The organism is Campylobacter concisus (genome assembly GCF_002914005.1).
In the GTDB taxonomy this organism is placed as follows: Bacteria; Campylobacterota; Campylobacteria; order Campylobacterales; family Campylobacteraceae; genus Campylobacter_A; species Campylobacter_A concisus_N.
Window position 1 is genome coordinate 1 of record NZ_POZU01000048.1, and the last position, 15,627, is coordinate 15,627.

The window sequence follows — 15,627 nt, forward strand, 5'->3', positions numbered from 1 at the left end:
GGAAAAATGGTTTTCTGTGTGGGAAAAATTTAACCACACCAGCAAAATTTTTCCCAAAAAATTATAATTAATCATAATTTTTTACGGCAATAGCAATTTTTGGAAAGTTTTTATCACACGTGTATATAACTTCGCAGCCTTCTTTATCTGCGCAAAAGTATTGCAATGCATCCTCCAGGTCGGCATTAGAATTTTTAGAGTACTTTATGGCCTTTTTTATTGTTTCAACGCCAAAGCTTGCTAGCTGCCATTTTTGAGTTATCACTTCTAGAAAGTCAAGCAATATAAGCTGTTTTTGCTTTGAATGACGCAAATTGTAATAAAGTGTACTAATACTATCTTCACTAATAACAATATCAGTGCCATTTCGCATTAAATTTTGCATTAGTGCAATAGCTTTTTGGTTGTTTGCTCTATCAGTATCAATAATATCTATAATAATATTTAGGTCAAAAAAAACTTTCATTATTCATCCCTTTGATTTAGTTTATCTGATTTAGCAGCCCTAAGTGACTTAGCATCGCCTTTAAAATCACCCTTAAACACTCCAACAAATTTCATAATATCGGCAATATCGCTCTCTACGCCGCTTGCTGTTTCATTTGTTATTTCAGATTTTACCTCGATGGCTTCTGGCTTGTCCTCGGCTGGCTCCTCATCATGTTTTTTTGATATCACGATTTCAGTCTCACTCTTATTTGCTGAATGTTGGATCTGTTTTACGCTATCAATCTGAAAATCATCGGGGGCTGCCAAAACCTTGTCAAATCCATCATAGGCTGCATCAGTTAAAATTTCTTTTGTCATCTCAAGTGTTTCGAAATTAAATGTTTTAACAGTCGTTTGTCTTAGCTGTTTGAGGTCTTTTATTGAACCTTTGCCTACGATTTGTGGGTTGAGCATAAATGAGTTTTTACCTATAATGTCGAATTTATCCTTGTCATTTTCACTGATTTTAAAAATTGCTTGCTTATCTTCTAATTCTTTCAGGGCACGATACACACTTGATTTTGCTAGGATCTTTCTCTCTTCAAAGTATTTGACAAAATCACTATCATATTTAAAGATGTTTTTATAATTGACATTTTTTATCATGACTAAAAAAACCGTTCTAGCATTGTTTGAAAGATTTTCAACTAAAAAGTCTAAGTTTTCAACAAATACTTTTATAAACGCGTCTTTTGACTGCTCTTTTTGTAAAAAGCTCGTTACTATCGTTTTTACTTCACCAGTTCGGCTATCTACAATCTCCTGTGTGCGATTGTAAAGCCTGGCACTAGTAGAACGAGATTTTTCAAGGTCTATAATCTCTCTTGCCATATTTATCCTTTTTTTCATTTTTTGACACGAATTTACATTTTTTAGCCTTATTGCCTACTTAATTTTCCCAGAAAAAGACTCAGATTTTATTATGATAGAAATTTTTTTCCCAGAAAAAAATATTTTTGGAAAAAATATAAGGCTAAATTAAAAATTTAAAAAACATTTTAAAAATTTTTATTTTTGCCAAGTAGTATATTAGGCGAATTTTTCATTACTACAAGATTAAAGAATTTTCTTATAAAGACATTTCCTTAAAAATGTTTCTATATAATACGATAAATATATTAAACTGCGTGTATAAATTGAAAATATATAGCTCTAGTCTCAAGACAAAAACTATCCAGTTATGCAATAGTTTATGTAAAAATAGTAAAATTGCATCCAATAAATAAACTTGGAGCATATACAATGTTTCACATATTAAATCCTAAATACAATGAATTGTCAGAGCAAAATTTCAAAGAGGCCATAGATAAGATCTGGGATTTCGTGGATACCAAGAACAACCATATCCTATCAAGCCCACAAAACAAGATAAAGGGCAACAGACCACTAATAACCAAGAAAAGATTAACGGATATGATGGAAATGGAGTGGACACCATTGCAAGAGGAGATGAACTTCTCAAATTATCTATATCTGATAATCAAGAATATGGAGAGCAAGATCAATCAATCCAACGAGATCAATCAAGAGCAAATAGAGCAGATCAAAAAAGAGTTAGTCAATATACTAATAACAATCAATCACGACTGGGTAAATTGGAGAGCGATGACTTGCGATACGATAGAGCCGAGCGAAGAAGTGATAACTCGGATGAGAACTTATATCGAGAAACATCTGGACGTGGAGCAACAAGAGATAATGAGATCGACGTATCCAGCACCTTCGAACATTCAATCAGGCGACTGGATGCACAGACTAACGATACTTTACCGCTGGACGACAGCTTTGGAGAACTTGGGGATGATAGACGACATCCAAGCCAGAGGACTAGTGGACGAGGAGAAGCTAGGGGAGCTAACGATAGCCCTATACAGACAGGAGTATTGGGAGAAGGATATTCTTTGCGAGGACGAAGCGAAGAAGTTAAGAGAGATGGGCAATACGGATTTGGAAATTTACAAGATAATGGGGGGACTATCGATATACAAGGAGTATCTCAATCTGAGCGACGCGAGATATCCGATGAAAGAGATAAAAGAAAAACTACTAGGACATTAAAAAAAGATACTAGCTCTACAAACAAGTATGGGACTAGAAGTCTTTTTGATTTTGATGAGGAGGAGGTTAAAGAAGAGGTAAAGCCAAATATTATTCCTCAGCCACAAAATCAAAAAAACAGAGCTTAATTTTACAATTACTAGAAAAAGGTAAGAGATTATAAACGAGTTGGAATTAACAAACCCCTTAACAAATTAAATGATAATTGGTAGGAGGAATAAAGAGATAGAATTGCTTAGTACAGATGAATGTGCTAATGCAATGGTTTTCAAGGAAAATCTAAAAAATATTTGCACAATAACTAAAGTGATCGACTGGAACAAAAATTGTCAAAAATATCAAAAAATAATCAATAAGATTTTTGATCTTACCAATTTTTAGTAATTTAAGAGAGAATTTAAAAATAAATACAAAAAGCAATGATAGTTATATTTATTTTTTTATAAAGTACAATATCTTTATAGAATTTAAAAGGATAATATAATTAAAATAGCTCTTATAAACAAAAAGGCGGCGTAGGCAAAACGCCTTTTGCTTTTAGCATTGCAAAAGATTTTGGATACTTTTTACAATTCTTGTATCGAGCAGATCTATCCAAACAAAGCAAAAATTCTAGACAAAGCAAAAGATCTTGACGATTGTGTATATGACTTTAGAGGATTTTCTGCTTCCGGGGTTTTAGATATTATAAAAACTGCGATGTAGTAATTATCCCTTGTTTACCAACATATAATTCATTTATCAGAACAGTGGGATCGATAAATGAAATTATTTCAATAAATCCAAATATAATACTTCTTGTAACCAACTACAAAGATGATAAGGAAGAAGAATTTTTGGAAAATGAGCTTGATAAAATATATAAAGGTATTCCGACCTTTTATTTCAAAAATTCAAAGATTGTCAATAATGCTGCAAACTATGGACTATCTTTTACTGAGTTATATAATGAAAGCTCTTTATCAAAAAAGGAGCTACTCGAGCTTTTTTAACGAATATAGAAGACTTTTAAAAGCTATAAAAAGCAAATCTTAATTTATATTTTTTAATTTTAAATATATTAATATGATATAAAAACTATTAAAAGGATATTGAAGTATGACTAAGAGAGCGAGCATTAGCATTGAAGAAGCTTTGCAAAACAGCAATGTAAAAACTTATGAGATGCAAGACAAAAAAGACAAAAAAACAAAAGAGAAATACTGTTCAAGTAAGTATTTATCTTACTCAAGAAGAAATAGCGTATTTGGATGAAAAGTGTGATGAAACTTTTCTAACTAGAAATGCTTATATGAGAAAACTTCTTGTAGAAGATATGAAAAGAAAAAGCGAATGACAGCAGCCGACGTAAAGGAATTTTGCAAAGAGTAAAATTTAACATATAAACAGCTGGCGGAAAAAATCGGTATGACCGAGGGCAGCTTGAAAGTGGCAATAACCACTGATAAATTTAGCAGCCAAACAATACAATCGATCAATCTACTAAAAGAAAATCAAAAACTAAAAACTGAGCTTGCAGATTTTAAAGTATTAAGCGAAATTATCAAAAAATTTCAAAGAACTAGATTTTTACTTTTTTTCTCCCAAAAGGGTAAGATTTTAACTATTTTATAAAATCTAGATCCAGTAAATTTAATAACGACTTCCGTTTATTTTTTTTGAATGAGTTTTTGTATATGTAATAATACTTTTAAATCTATTTTTATAAATACCTCGTTGATTATTATATGCGTAAGAACTCTTAGCTTTTTTCTAAATCAGTAATAACTCTTTTGGGTCGCCACCATTCATCATCAAGTATTCTCTTTTTTCTCATCTAAATATTACTTTAGTTTTAAATTTAAAATCTTGATATACTTTTCTATCTTATCGCTTACAGCAGAAATTTTGTCATTCACTACTTTTACTACTGATATTAAATTTTCATAATTTACTTTAAAATTTTTCAAATCCTGCTCGTATAATACTTTCAATATTTGGTTAATATTCCTGCCAACCATATTAAGCTCATAGTTAGATTTTCTTAACTCCACCATTTCAATATTATTAAAAATAGGGCTATCGGAATTTAAAAGATTTAATAATAAAAATTTAGCCTCTTTAGTGGCTGAGTTAAAACCATGTTTGTTAGGCAAATCAACCAAATACTTATATTCACTTTTAGATATTGATATTCTAAGCTCAACTTCTTTGTTGTTTTCTTTTAACAATAAAGTATTTTTTTTAGATCCCTCAATATCGCCAGTAGATATAAAATTCATAATAGCAGCATTAACCAAATCACTAAAATTATATTTACTATCTTTCAAATATTCCTCAACTAAATTTAACAAATTGCTTTCTATTCTAAAAGTCTTAATTACATTTTTCATTTTTATACCTTACTGAGCCTCGCAGAGATAATGCCAATCACAAAAAATGTATTACATTTTTGGCGTGATTGGCTATCCTGCAATTAATACTATTTACGACCAAAATTATACATGATAAAACTTGCCACAATTAAAAAAACAGCTATTACTGCCTTCAAATTTCATTGAACTTCGCTATACTATTAATTAAATCTTTATCAGCAAAAAGGTGAATGGCTATAATTGAGATAGTTTTAAAATATGAGAAAATCAAAAAAGATAAAATTACAATTAGCATCGCTTGAAAAGTAAAAAGAAAGAGATGATAGCAAAAGAGCAGTTGAAATTATCACAAACAATAAAAGATAAAGAAAAAATAAAAATTTAGATAGGTGGTAATATGGAAGAGAATATAATATTAGATGAAAATACTTTGTCGCCATGGCTCAAAAAAGACTTACAAAAGTTTTTAGATTGTAAGAATTCAAATACTCATCCTAATTTGGATTTAAGCTTATATTGGAGTGAGCTTTACTCATCAATAAATATATCTCAGCTTAGCAAAGAGATTACAAAAGAGCAAGCAGAATATTTAAGAAAAAAATATTTAGGAATTTGCTAGAGTAGTTTTCTAATAAAAGTTAAAAAGAAAAATAGATTTTGGATTATATTTATTTTTTAAGAAAACGTAAGAATTTACTTGTTTTTAGGTAAATTCTTAAGCCATTTTTATTACTTTAAGTTTTCTAAGCTTAAATTTTTATCCTTTCTTTTAATAAAATACCACAAAATAGGGAGCTACTGATCAAGTGTTTTGAAAATAATTGTTTTCAGTTTAAAACTTATTTTTAAAGAGTGAGATGATAAAATTAAGAAAAAAAGGATAAAAAATAATGAAAGTAAAATTTACATTAGACCAACAAATAGAACACATGAAAAATAAGAATATATCATTTAATTTATATTCAGAAGTAGAAACAAAAAAATTCTTGACGAATAACAACTATTACTTTAAAGTAAAAGCATTTGCAAAGAACTATAGAAAAACTAATAATAAATATATAGCCCTTGATTTTAGATACCTTTGTCAAAGCGAGCTTTTTGAAACGGCAAAAGGCACGGCTTTGCTTGTCAAAAGATTTGACAGAAACGGCGATAAGAGAATACCGTAAAATTATGTTGTTTGAGAAATAAAAAGTTTATTTTTCAAACAACTTCGACAAAAAAGAGATTTGATAATTTACTATCTGATATTTTTCTTTAACAAAATTTATGGTATACATATAGAAAACTATAATCACATATAACAAACATTCTTACATGGTATTGGATGCATAGAATATTTTATAAAGGAGAGAAGCAATGAAAAATGCAGACGCTTACAATAATTTAGTTATAAATAATGAATCAATAGATATAAAGCCACATATTAATATATATAAGGAATTTGAAAAAAAGGCTCAGAAAATACTCAATGCTCAGATAAATACAGACAGTTCAAATATGTTAACCGAACCACAAATCAAGCAAGTAACGCAAAATAATAATGAAACAATGATAACTACCAAAGATTAACAATGGATAATTGCCCTGCTCTAGATATAGCCTATAAAGTAGCAAGCATAATAGTCCCTATGGTAGCTATGTATGCTATTTATATATCTATAAAGCATTTAAAGGAAATCAAGAGAGATACAAAATTAAATACCGCCTATGCAGAGATAGATATTTTTGAAAAACTTAGCAAAAAACAAGACCAATACTACAAAAGCATGCATGAAGTAATAAAAATCAAGGAAGAAGATATAAATAAACCTGAAGCACTATCTACATTAGAAATCGCCAATAAGGAAAAAATAGATTTTTTAAACTTGTTAGACACTGTATGTTTGTATGTTAGAAATGGATGCATAACAAGATCTAATTTTAAAAGGCAATATAAACAACCGCTTAATGATATAGTGGAAACTTACAAAGATAGCTTTAATCAGAATTCTATGTATGATAATATTAAAATATTAAATGAAGAATTTAAGAAAGAGGACTTGATTGGTAGAACAAAAAGTAATAACAGCTATAATACACGCACAATAAGATCTGTATTACAAATTATATCTTGCTTTCTTATAATATATGTTGGGGCTTGCTATGCATCAAGCATACTTAATGAAAGTCAAAATATTCAAATATTTGATTTTATTTTCCCGGATAAATATGCCATAACCAAAATTGTATATTTTACATTAGTTTTGCTACTTTTGCTTGTCAGTCTAGATGGAAATCAGATAAAAGAAAAATCACTAAAAAGCCTCACACGATTTTTCTCAGGCATAATTTTTTTAGTAGGTCTTTACTATATGGCACAAAAAAGTGATTTAGAAGAGCTGAAAGATATAAAACCAATAAAAATATTAATATCGCTAATGATAACCTACTTTTATATATTCTTTATTGTTGATGTCGTTGGAATACTAATTAATTTATTTTTTACCCGTATGTCATCTCAAACAACCAGTAGAACTCACTCATAAGCTCGTGATTTTTAAGCACAAGTTAATGAATTCTTATTGATGCTTTTTCTTTGATGGCAAAAAGTGCTAGAAAAAATTTTAAATATTTATCTTCATTGCCTATATAATAACTTTTCTCTTCATCACCCATTTCCATAAAGCTTTTTTTGAAATATCCTTGGGCTTCATCTTCGTTTAAATTTCTATTAAAAATATCTAAAATAAAACGCTTCATTTTCTTAGTACCTTGCCTTCTTTGCTACTTAAAATCAATTAAATAAGCTTCTGCAACTTCATAAATTTTTCTTTTCGTTTAGAACCCGAAATATATTGATCTATTTGTGAATACAAAAGTGGTAGTTTTTGAAGATCGCTAGTTAGTATCTCAAAATCATTTTTGACACAGAACGATATTATAAATTTTAAAATATCTTTATATTCACTAGTGAAATTTATACGCAGCAATGCCCCATCTACCAATCCATTGTTGTCAAAAGAGATCTGCAGGCAGCTATCCTCTAGACTGCCATAAATGTCCAAGCTGTCCGACCATGATTTTACTTGTGGCAAAACAGAAGCGACACTATTAAAAATTTCTTTATTAACTGATACTTTATTCCAAAAGATAGAATCATCAAATGTTTCTAAATTTAAAACCGCCTCATTGCTGTTACTCGGTAAAATATAAAAATCACATTGCCAAATCGCCATTTTTAGCTCCTATTCCAATAAATCATTAAATGTTTTATAGCCCAAGTATGGTAGTTCAACTCTTTCTACTGGAATATCTTTAATTCCAAGTTCTTTAGATGCCTGGAGTCTATGGTGTCCATCAACAACATATTTTTTGCCGTTATATTGAACATACTTTATAGATTCTTTAATTCCATTATTTTTTATATCTTCTTTCAACTTTTTAAACTTACTTTTGCTTAATGTTAGCTCATGTGTCACTGTTAAATCCAATGGATGAACAAAACCAGCTTTATCTAATTTATTTGCACTATTATTTACTATAGTTGCTTCTTTGACACCATTCGTCTTAAAGTCTTTGAATTTCAAAGAAGAACTATTTTCTTTTAACTTCTCATCAGCCTTAACTACATTTTTTGAGCCTTTTACTATAGAGTAAGCTCCACCTATTAACATATCTATACTAACGCTAGCTGATAAATCAGAGGCTAATTTTATATCTTTTTTTCTTTGTTCATCATTACCTTTATTATTTATATCTAATAAATCTTTGGCTATATATTCACTAAGCCCCTCTTTTATCCCTTTTGTAAAGTTATCTTTTACTTCATTACTAGCTACCGATATAGCTGTTTTAAGTAGTCCTTGTGTTGCCACCTGTATTACAAATATACCAGCTACCGCATTACTTTCGCCTATCGCCTTAGATATAGTATCTACAGCCTTTGCGCCTTTTATAACAAAGTCATAGAAATTCTCCTCTTTTGTATTAGTAACATTTATGGTTGGTATACCATCTTTATCGAACGTTACCAAGTTGTCTGTTGAAGAATATAATGTTTTGCTATATATGGTGTTGTAGCTTTTTATTAGACTAATAATATCCCTATCGGACATTAAATTTTCTATCTGCTCATTGTCCAATCCTTGCTGCTTAAAAATATTTACTATAGTTTCCCCTAGCCCATTATTACTTATTTCTTTATAAATTTCATTGGCTTTTTCTTCACTTAGTTTATTTCTAGGCAACCTATCTTTTATATATCTATTTAGGTTATCTAGGCTATTAGCTACTGATATTATCTCACTCTTTATCTGCTCTCTTCCATCTTTACTAAACACCCTAGCATCTATACTAGCATCTACATTTGAGCTTATGCTAGTGTTTACTAGATCTTTTGTTAGTTTAGTTGTATCTCTATTTAGTCTTGTTAGATCATCAGAGTTATCTTTATCTGCTATCTCTATGTTGCCACTACCTAATGTAGCCATGTTTTTAGATAGTGTGTAGCTTAGATTTCTTTGATTAGAGTAGTTTATTGACTTTAGACCAGAGTAGCTTGTACTCTTGTCTTGACTATTTTTATTGGCTTTATCTTTTTTACCTACTGAGTAATTAGCTCCTATACTAAGAGATGATCCTTTGTTGTAGCTTGTATTTGATAGGTTCTCATAGCTTATGGTATTTGTTTTTAAATTTAGGTTGTGGTTATCTATAAAGGTATTATCTTTATCATACTCTCCTGCTGCTAGTAGTGATCCTTTTAGATGAGTGTTTTTACCTACCTCTACATTTAGCTCATTTGCTGTTATAGATGATAGGTTTGTCTGTTTTATCTTTGTGTTAGAGTTTGACTTACTAATGCTAGCTCCAACAGAGCTTAGAGAGCTATCTCCTGATGCAAAGTGTTTAGCATTAGTTGCTCCAGAGTAGCTTGCACTTAAATTTATACCTTTGCTTTTAGAGCTAGCATCTTTTATATCTCTGGTGCTTTCTAGACTTAGGTTATTTCCTACTTTTAAATTTAGTTTTTCATAATAATCTGCAAAATTAGCTCACTCCAAACTTTATCCATTATTTTTTCAAATTTTCCTTACGTCTTTTTGAGCGAGACATTCTAAAGAATTTAGGCTTGGCTTCTATAACATTGTTTTGTGGTTTTTCCAAATACCTAACCGCCCCAACAATAGCATAAATGCAAACCGCAACAATAAGAAAGAGTGAGAAATTTGCTATAAGAGACAAAATGCCCTCTACTCTAGTGGCGCTAAAATATAGCCTATAAAACAAAAAAGTGATCAAAAATATAATCATTAGGTCAAACAAGATATATAAAACAGACTGGATATTGCCTCTTGTCTTAAATTTTAGACAATTTAAACTTGAAATAACATCCTCTATCAGCATCTTTAAAAATAGTAATCCTACAGTGTCAAATACCAGCCAATACAGCCACGGAGCGTTTGGCATAAAACCAATGTCAATTATTCTGCTAATAAAACCACTCATACGAAACTGCCCGTTAAGATATCCTATAAAACACCATTACCAAATTTATTAGATATTATTTATATTCATAAATCAACTTGTTTAACTTTACAAAAAAAGGAATAAATAGCATAGCAAATATCAACTATGAGCTGAATACATAAACAAGCAAATGCGATATATAGTAAATTTCTATCACCTAGGTCGTATTCTAAAAATTGAGGAATGTTTAAAAAATTTGTCATGATAATAAAAATAGCACCAAGAAAAACGAAAAAATACCTAGCAATAAACTTTTGTCCCCTATTTTTAGACTCTTTAAACCAAAAAAGCAAAAATATAAAACTTGCGATAGATCCACAAATTAGACCAATATTATTAATAGCCAACGTTATCTCCCATCAAAAAAACAGTAACTATCAGAAATATATTCAAAAATAGTTGATAATAGCTAGAAAAGTACTTAGGACTATTTTGCCAATCTATCAATATAATGGCTGGCCAGATCATATTCATAAAGAAAACAACTATCTTGGCCATTAGTATTCCAGTGCTTATTTCTGACCAATTGTTGTGATAATAGACAATATGGCAAGCAAAATAAACAAGTATGGCATAACCTATAAAAATACATAAAATAGATAAAAATCTCAGAAATTTATATATGAAATTTAGCATAAATCGCTTACTTATATATAGTATTAGATAAAGCACTAAATTTGATATTAAAAAAATAGATATTACTTCCACTTGTTATCCTACTACTGCATAAATACACCAAAATCTATTGTATGTGGGGCTATTTTATTTAATTGCTCTGTTATATTTCTTAATTCTGTACTATTTTGCAAAGGTGTGTTTTTAAAATTCATAATAGATCCTCCACTAAATTCTATTACATCATCTACAAATGTATTTGAATTTCTTAATAAAGAGTCCTCATTGTTATTGTAGCCACCAAAAAAAGATTCGCTGATTGTTGAAGCAATATTTGGATATCTATTGTTTTCAAACATTTTGTTATAGTTTCTTGCATTTTCTAAAACACGCTCATCAAATTCTCTTTCTGTCATACCTCTTGGAATTTCAATCACCTGTTTTTCTTTCCATTCATTATTCAAGTAATGATCTCTATCTGTGTATGCCACATCTTCTTCTTTACTAATATGGTTTATATCTTTTACTACGATTTCAGTATCACCACCAAGTATAAAATTTTTAGCACCAAGAGAAGCAATAGTAATTCCTTCTTTATAATTATTTCCATCAACAACTATAAACATATGGTTTTTACCAAAACCTACCGACCTAGAATATGCTTCAACTCTATTCACCCCCAAATTCTTATCCAGTTTTGCAAATTCTTTATTGTTATTTATCATGCTTGTTGTTACAGCTGTTGTTAAAGGTGTTTTAGAAAAACCTTTATCATTTAGCCATAGAGCATGAGAGAAATATCTAGTTGCAAAGTCTGAGAAATTTGACGCGTATTTGGTATCATCATCTCTATTCTTATTTATATCTCTATGATCTTGTATATCCATAGATCTTTGGTTTTCATGGGTTATGGTCTTTACTAGATCTTTAATATTGGTTATATTTTTGAAATTTATATAGCTAGATCCGGTTTGTAGGCTTGTAAAACCTTGTATCTTTTCGCCATTATATCCTGTTTCATCTGTATATATAGCCTTTATATCATTTGGTTGATATCCTAAATTCTTCATAACAGCAAGTGTTATTAGCCCCATAGCCTCTTTTCTTTGAGTATCTGTTGTAGTACTGCTAGATAAAAATGCTTGCAGTTCTGGTGAATTTGCTACCTCTTCTCTAACACCGTTTAATACGCTATATTGCTTGCTTACTTCTTTAAAAAATGAGAATATATTTGCCCTATCCGTAGTTGATATTTGCTTTATGGCGTCTATTATGGTGCCACTATCTACTATCTCTTTAGCTATCTCCTTTTGCCCACTCTTAGTTAGCACCCTTAAATCTATGCTAGCATCTACATTTGAGCTTATGCTAGTGTTTACTAGATCTTTTGTTAGTTTAGTTGTATCTCTATTTAGTCTTGTTAGATCATCAGAGTTATCTTTATCTGCTATCTCTATGTTGCCACTACCTAATGTAGCCATGTTTTTAGATAGTGTGTAGCTTAGATTTCTTTGATTAGAGTAGTTTATTGACTTTAGACCAGAGTAGCTTGTACTCTTGCCTTGGCTGTTTTGATTAGATTCATCTTTTTTATAAAAAACCACCTATGCGTTTAAACATATTTTATTTTCCGCCCACAAACATCATCAAACCCCAAAGTACAGTAAATGCAAATATCCACATTATAAAATTTAACCATTTATTTTTTTCATATTTGAGGTATTTAGTTTTATCTTTATTCTTGACATAGTATTTTTTTAAATTTCCACCACATTGCCTGCATTTCTTGCTACCCAGTGAATAAAATTCTCTACATTTTTTGCACCACATATATTTTAAATTTGGCTTTTCCTTTTTATATGATCTAAAAGCCATCCAAAAACCATAAATGCTTAACAGTAAAAATCCAAGTGCTGGTAGTAAGTATAAATAACCAGCATCGTCAAATTTAAAAAACTTCTCACCAACTTTTACATTTTTGTTAGCTAGCATAGAGATACAGTAAAGTAAGCACATAAATCCTATAAAAGCCCAGCCTATACGCTTAAACATCTTATTTATCCTGTTCTGATTGTATATAGTTTATAAAATCTCCAATCCTAGATTTTAATACAAAATAACTATCTTTTATCTGTTCACTAGGATCGCTCAATATCCAACCCATTCCACCTGCAAAAGTAAATTCAGGTAAGCCAGACGGAGCATAGCTATTTATAAAATCACTAAAACTCTTTTCACCAATAGACACTATTTCTTCTGGTAAATATTTTTTAGATCTTGATATTTTTGCAAAGTCTTTTTTAGTCATAATTTTTGAACAGCCTACTTTAAGCACTTTACTATTAGCTTTAATTAGATCATTTTGTACTAATATATATGGATCTCCACCGATAGAATTATTTTTTAATCGCCTTACTATTGGACTTCCGGTGGGCATATCAGTTCCAACTACTGCATATTCTTTACCAGAGATTTTAACAGTATCTACAGTTATAGCGTTAGATATTTTTAATGACGTTTTCAATATAGACTCATTACCTACATCTTTTACCATTTTAGCCATCTTACCTGTCTTTGAAGCTATAACCGCCCCACCAAATAGTGTACTAGCGCTCCAGTATCCCTAGCAGTTACACTCTCATAATCACCCAATACCGTATCTAGTTCGCTTTTCATAAAGCCGTTATAAATAAGCGTATCTGCATTTGAGATAGTATTTGCTATGCCTTTGGCTGTCTCTACTGGATCTGTTGCTAAGCGGTATAGTCCTGTTGCAGTATCTACTAACAAATTTTTAGCACCTGTGCCAACGCCGCCTAAAAAGCTTAGTGTATTATCTAAATAATGAGTATCCACCTTTAAATTTTTATCATAAAATTCTCTATTGTTAGCAAAACTATCTAGATAGACATACCTATCCTCATATTGCTTCTTATTTGGATTAAAGGCATTTGTGTTATCTAGGCTTGTATTATAAAAGCTACTTTGCTTTATAAAATTTGTTGCTAGCTCTATATTATATAGATCGTTTGAGCTTAGACTTTGTCTATATGTTTCATTAAATGATTTATCCGTTAAAGATACCGCTGCTTTTGCTAGGATAGATTTTGCTTCATCGTCGCTATAAATTTTATTTGTTGTAGTTTGAAGCTTTGACTTAAAGCTTGCTATATTGTTTTTATTGTTTATAAAGTCTATCTCTCTTTGATGAAGCTGTCTATTATAAGTATCTGCGCTTGTGGTTATTTTGTATCCTGCGTTTGCTCCTTTATCGCCGTTTATGTCATTTAAATTTGGAGAAACTCTACAACCAGTTACAATAAAAATGATAAGTGCTAAGATAAATTTATGAATTTAGTCATTTTCTAATCGTTATCCTTTATATGCCAAAAAATAATTTTGCGGCACAGAAAATAAATTTGGATAATCAATCCTTATTGTTTTTTCATCAATCAAGTATTCATTAAAATCTGCAATAATTAAACTAGAAATATATCCTACATTATCCAAATCATCATCTGTAATATCTCCATTATATATAAATAATAATTTTATTATGTCGTTTTCCAATGTTACATAAACGGCACGCATATTTTGTGTAGTCTCGCCATTTAATGCTCTCTTTGTGGATGATAAAATTTTAGTAATTATTTCATTCATACAAATCCCTTATCAATTTGGATTACTAGGAACAATATGGGCACCATTTTTACCATAATGAACTATTCCTTTTGTGGTAGACAATTTGTTGCCATTTTCATCTATATAATAACCAATTACTTTTCCAAAATCTATTCTTTCTTTTGAACCAGCCAACCCGATTTCTACACTATTCACTTTTTGACCTGTTCCAAATTTTGGCAAAAGATTTTCTACATCTTCTGTTAAAATACTTCTTGTTACGCCATTTTGATTGGCTGTTTTATATTCATTGGTTCCTTGTATATGTTTGTTTTGTTTATTTATATCTATCTTGACACTCTTACCCCCGGCAACAACTATTCCGTCATTGCCATTAGAATTTAGATTATTATTTGTTGTTTTATCTGCCGTTGCACCTTTTTTACTTAAATTTACATTCGATAACTTATTACCTACCTTTATGGCTGCTTTACCAGCTGCTCCAAGAGAACCTATATTTTCACCTAGTGCGTGATAACTTCTATAATTTATAGAACTTTGATCACCTAAGACGCTATCTACAAAATTTTTAGCTATGAATTCTTGTATGTTTGCATTTACATTTTTGGTTGTTAGGATAGGATGATAAAAAGCATTATCTAAACCATTTATAGCATCTACTGGGTGTAAGATAATATTTCCTAAATCAGCAAGTCCTTCTATCCCGCCTACTGCAAATCCACCTAGACCATACATGGTTGATTTTGTATAATCTAATATGCCAGGATTTGTTTTAACGCTTAAATTGTCTTTGTAAAAATCTTCATTGTTATAGGCATTTAAGGCATACATATACCTATCCTCATATTGCTTCTTATTTGGATTAAAGGCATTTGTGTTATCTAGGCTTGTATTATAAAAGCTACTTTGCTTTATAAAATTTGTTGCTAGCTCTATATTATATAGATCGTTTGAGCTT

At 30.1% G+C, this 15,627-nt stretch carries 21 protein-coding genes; 7 read left to right on the forward strand and 14 right to left on the reverse strand.

Annotated features, from left to right (window positions below; translation table 11 throughout):
- Nucleotides 1-67: 67 nt before the first annotated feature.
- Together CYP54_RS05455 and CYP54_RS05460 are read right to left on the reverse strand one after the other, a co-directional pair.
- The gene (locus tag CYP54_RS05455) at nt 68-466 is read right to left on the reverse strand and encodes a type II toxin-antitoxin system VapC family toxin (RefSeq protein WP_103583807.1); all 399 of its coding nucleotides are present in this window, start codon (nt 464-466) and stop codon (nt 68-70) included.
- Complete coding sequence (locus CYP54_RS05460) at nt 466-1,320, reverse strand: hypothetical protein (RefSeq protein WP_103604486.1); 855 nt, start codon at nt 1,318-1,320, stop codon at nt 466-468. The genes CYP54_RS05455 and CYP54_RS05460 overlap by 1 nt, the downstream gene beginning before the upstream one ends.
- A gap of 411 nt (nt 1,321-1,731) precedes the next feature.
- Between CYP54_RS05460 and CYP54_RS05465 the strand changes: the two genes are divergently transcribed.
- The gene (locus tag CYP54_RS05465; RefSeq protein WP_103604487.1) at nt 1,732-2,547 is read left to right on the forward strand and encodes a hypothetical protein; all 816 of its coding nucleotides are present in this window, start codon (nt 1,732-1,734) and stop codon (nt 2,545-2,547) included.
- 1,098 nt (nt 2,548-3,645) lie between these two features.
- Nucleotides 3,646-3,801 (forward strand): hypothetical protein, encoded by a 156-nt coding sequence (locus tag CYP54_RS09885; RefSeq protein ID WP_181001528.1) that lies wholly within the window; start codon nt 3,646-3,648, stop codon nt 3,799-3,801.
- Between the two features lie 569 nt (nt 3,802-4,370).
- On the opposite strand, the gene CYP54_RS05480 is transcribed toward CYP54_RS09885, so the two are convergent.
- The gene (locus CYP54_RS05480; protein ID WP_103604488.1) at nt 4,371-4,919 is read right to left on the reverse strand and encodes a hypothetical protein; all 549 of its coding nucleotides are present in this window, start codon (nt 4,917-4,919) and stop codon (nt 4,371-4,373) included.
- A 379-nt stretch (nt 4,920-5,298) separates the two neighbouring features.
- On the opposite strand from CYP54_RS05480, the gene CYP54_RS05485 reads away from it, so the two are divergent.
- From CYP54_RS05485 to CYP54_RS05500, 4 genes are all read left to right on the forward strand, one after another.
- Nucleotides 5,299-5,520 (forward strand): hypothetical protein, encoded by a 222-nt coding sequence (locus CYP54_RS05485; RefSeq protein WP_103604489.1) that lies wholly within the window; start codon nt 5,299-5,301, stop codon nt 5,518-5,520.
- Nucleotides 5,521-5,791: 271 nt separating this feature from the next.
- Nucleotides 5,792-6,070 carry a hypothetical protein gene (locus CYP54_RS10155; protein WP_103604490.1) on the forward strand — a complete coding sequence of 93 codons (279 nt, stop codon included), beginning with the start codon at nt 5,792-5,794 and terminating at the stop codon, nt 6,068-6,070.
- A 190-nt stretch (nt 6,071-6,260) separates the two neighbouring features.
- Entirely contained in the window at nt 6,261-6,473 is a 213-nt protein-coding gene (locus tag CYP54_RS05495) for a hypothetical protein (RefSeq protein WP_103604491.1), read from the forward strand.
- Between the two features lie 2 nt (nt 6,474-6,475).
- The gene (locus CYP54_RS05500; protein WP_103604492.1) at nt 6,476-7,429 is read left to right on the forward strand and encodes a hypothetical protein; all 954 of its coding nucleotides are present in this window, start codon (nt 6,476-6,478) and stop codon (nt 7,427-7,429) included.
- Nucleotides 7,430-7,451: 22 nt separating this feature from the next.
- Here the strand turns inward: CYP54_RS05500 and CYP54_RS05505 are convergent, their stop codons facing one another.
- The 3 genes from CYP54_RS05505 to CYP54_RS05515 are packed head-to-tail and all read right to left on the reverse strand — an operon-like array spanning nt 7,452 to nt 9,373.
- Nucleotides 7,452-7,643 (reverse strand): hypothetical protein, encoded by a 192-nt coding sequence (locus CYP54_RS05505; RefSeq protein ID WP_103604493.1) that lies wholly within the window; start codon nt 7,641-7,643, stop codon nt 7,452-7,454.
- A 38-nt stretch (nt 7,644-7,681) separates the two neighbouring features.
- Entirely contained in the window at nt 7,682-8,119 is a 438-nt protein-coding gene (locus CYP54_RS05510; protein ID WP_103604494.1) for a hypothetical protein, read from the reverse strand.
- 9 nt (nt 8,120-8,128) lie between these two features.
- The gene (locus tag CYP54_RS05515) at nt 8,129-9,373 is read right to left on the reverse strand and encodes a ParB N-terminal domain-containing protein (RefSeq protein ID WP_103604495.1); all 1,245 of its coding nucleotides are present in this window, start codon (nt 9,371-9,373) and stop codon (nt 8,129-8,131) included.
- Nucleotides 9,374-9,653: 280 nt separating this feature from the next.
- Between CYP54_RS05515 and CYP54_RS09895 the strand changes: the two genes are divergently transcribed.
- Entirely contained in the window at nt 9,654-9,815 is a 162-nt protein-coding gene (locus CYP54_RS09895) for a hypothetical protein (protein WP_181001530.1), read from the forward strand.
- 141 nt (nt 9,816-9,956) lie between these two features.
- Here CYP54_RS09895 and CYP54_RS05520 read toward each other — a convergent pair whose 3' ends face one another.
- From CYP54_RS05520 to CYP54_RS05560, 8 genes are all read right to left on the reverse strand, one after another.
- Entirely contained in the window at nt 9,957-10,391 is a 435-nt protein-coding gene (locus CYP54_RS05520) for a hypothetical protein (RefSeq protein WP_103604496.1), read from the reverse strand.
- Nucleotides 10,392-10,456: 65 nt separating this feature from the next.
- Nucleotides 10,457-10,759: a hypothetical protein gene (locus tag CYP54_RS05525; RefSeq protein ID WP_103604497.1), complete on the reverse strand. Its 303-nt coding sequence runs from the start codon at nt 10,757-10,759 to the stop codon at nt 10,457-10,459.
- A 372-nt stretch (nt 10,760-11,131) separates the two neighbouring features.
- Complete coding sequence (locus tag CYP54_RS05535; RefSeq protein ID WP_103604499.1) at nt 11,132-12,631, reverse strand: hypothetical protein; 1,500 nt, start codon at nt 12,629-12,631, stop codon at nt 11,132-11,134.
- A 19-nt stretch (nt 12,632-12,650) separates the two neighbouring features.
- Nucleotides 12,651-13,079 carry a hypothetical protein gene (locus CYP54_RS05540; RefSeq protein WP_103604500.1) on the reverse strand — a complete coding sequence of 143 codons (429 nt, stop codon included), beginning with the start codon at nt 13,077-13,079 and terminating at the stop codon, nt 12,651-12,653.
- A 1-nt stretch (nt 13,080) separates the two neighbouring features.
- Nucleotides 13,081-13,590 carry a hypothetical protein gene (locus CYP54_RS05545; RefSeq protein ID WP_103600753.1) on the reverse strand — a complete coding sequence of 170 codons (510 nt, stop codon included), beginning with the start codon at nt 13,588-13,590 and terminating at the stop codon, nt 13,081-13,083.
- Nucleotides 13,591-13,607: 17 nt separating this feature from the next.
- Nucleotides 13,608-13,883: a hypothetical protein gene (locus CYP54_RS05550; RefSeq protein ID WP_103604501.1), complete on the reverse strand. Its 276-nt coding sequence runs from the start codon at nt 13,881-13,883 to the stop codon at nt 13,608-13,610.
- Between the two features lie 516 nt (nt 13,884-14,399).
- Nucleotides 14,400-14,687, reverse strand: a complete 288-nt coding sequence (locus CYP54_RS05555; protein WP_103600761.1) for a MafI2 family immunity protein — start codon at nt 14,685-14,687, stop codon at nt 14,400-14,402.
- A gap of 12 nt (nt 14,688-14,699) precedes the next feature.
- Nucleotides 14,700-15,627, reverse strand: a 928-nt coding sequence (locus CYP54_RS05560; RefSeq protein ID WP_258033674.1) for a polymorphic toxin type 50 domain-containing protein, incomplete at its 5' end; no start/stop codon positions are given.

Bases quoted from the DNA above. Each gene is read 5' to 3' on its own strand.
- CYP54_RS05455 (WP_103583807.1), bottom strand. From the start codon at position 466: ATGAAAGTTTTTTTTGACCTAAATATTATTATAGATATTATTGATACT.
- CYP54_RS05460 (WP_103604486.1), bottom strand. From the start codon at position 1,320: ATGGCAAGAGAGATTATAGACCTTGAAAAATCTCGTTCTACTAGTGCC.
- CYP54_RS05465 (WP_103604487.1), top strand. From the start codon at position 1,732: ATGTTTCACATATTAAATCCTAAATACAATGAATTGTCAGAGCAAAAT.
- CYP54_RS09885 (WP_181001528.1), top strand. From the start codon at position 3,646: ATGACTAAGAGAGCGAGCATTAGCATTGAAGAAGCTTTGCAAAACAGC.
- CYP54_RS05480 (WP_103604488.1), bottom strand. From the start codon at position 4,919: ATGAAAAATGTAATTAAGACTTTTAGAATAGAAAGCAATTTGTTAAAT.
- CYP54_RS05485 (WP_103604489.1), top strand. From the start codon at position 5,299: ATGGAAGAGAATATAATATTAGATGAAAATACTTTGTCGCCATGGCTC.
- CYP54_RS10155 (WP_103604490.1), top strand. From the start codon at position 5,792: ATGAAAGTAAAATTTACATTAGACCAACAAATAGAACACATGAAAAAT.
- CYP54_RS05495 (WP_103604491.1), top strand. From the start codon at position 6,261: ATGAAAAATGCAGACGCTTACAATAATTTAGTTATAAATAATGAATCA.
- CYP54_RS05500 (WP_103604492.1), top strand. From the start codon at position 6,476: ATGGATAATTGCCCTGCTCTAGATATAGCCTATAAAGTAGCAAGCATA.
- CYP54_RS05505 (WP_103604493.1), bottom strand. From the start codon at position 7,643: ATGAAGCGTTTTATTTTAGATATTTTTAATAGAAATTTAAACGAAGAT.
- CYP54_RS05510 (WP_103604494.1), bottom strand. From the start codon at position 8,119: ATGGCGATTTGGCAATGTGATTTTTATATTTTACCGAGTAACAGCAAT.
- CYP54_RS05515 (WP_103604495.1), bottom strand. From the start codon at position 9,373: ATGGCTACATTAGGTAGTGGCAACATAGAGATAGCAGATAAAGATAAC.
- CYP54_RS05520 (WP_103604496.1), bottom strand. From the start codon at position 10,391: ATGAGTGGTTTTATTAGCAGAATAATTGACATTGGTTTTATGCCAAAC.
- CYP54_RS05540 (WP_103604500.1), bottom strand. From the start codon at position 13,079: ATGTTTAAGCGTATAGGCTGGGCTTTTATAGGATTTATGTGCTTACTT.
- CYP54_RS05545 (WP_103600753.1), bottom strand. From the start codon at position 13,590: ATGGCTAAAATGGTAAAAGATGTAGGTAATGAGTCTATATTGAAAACG.
- CYP54_RS05555 (WP_103600761.1), bottom strand. From the start codon at position 14,687: ATGAATGAAATAATTACTAAAATTTTATCATCCACAAAGAGAGCATTA.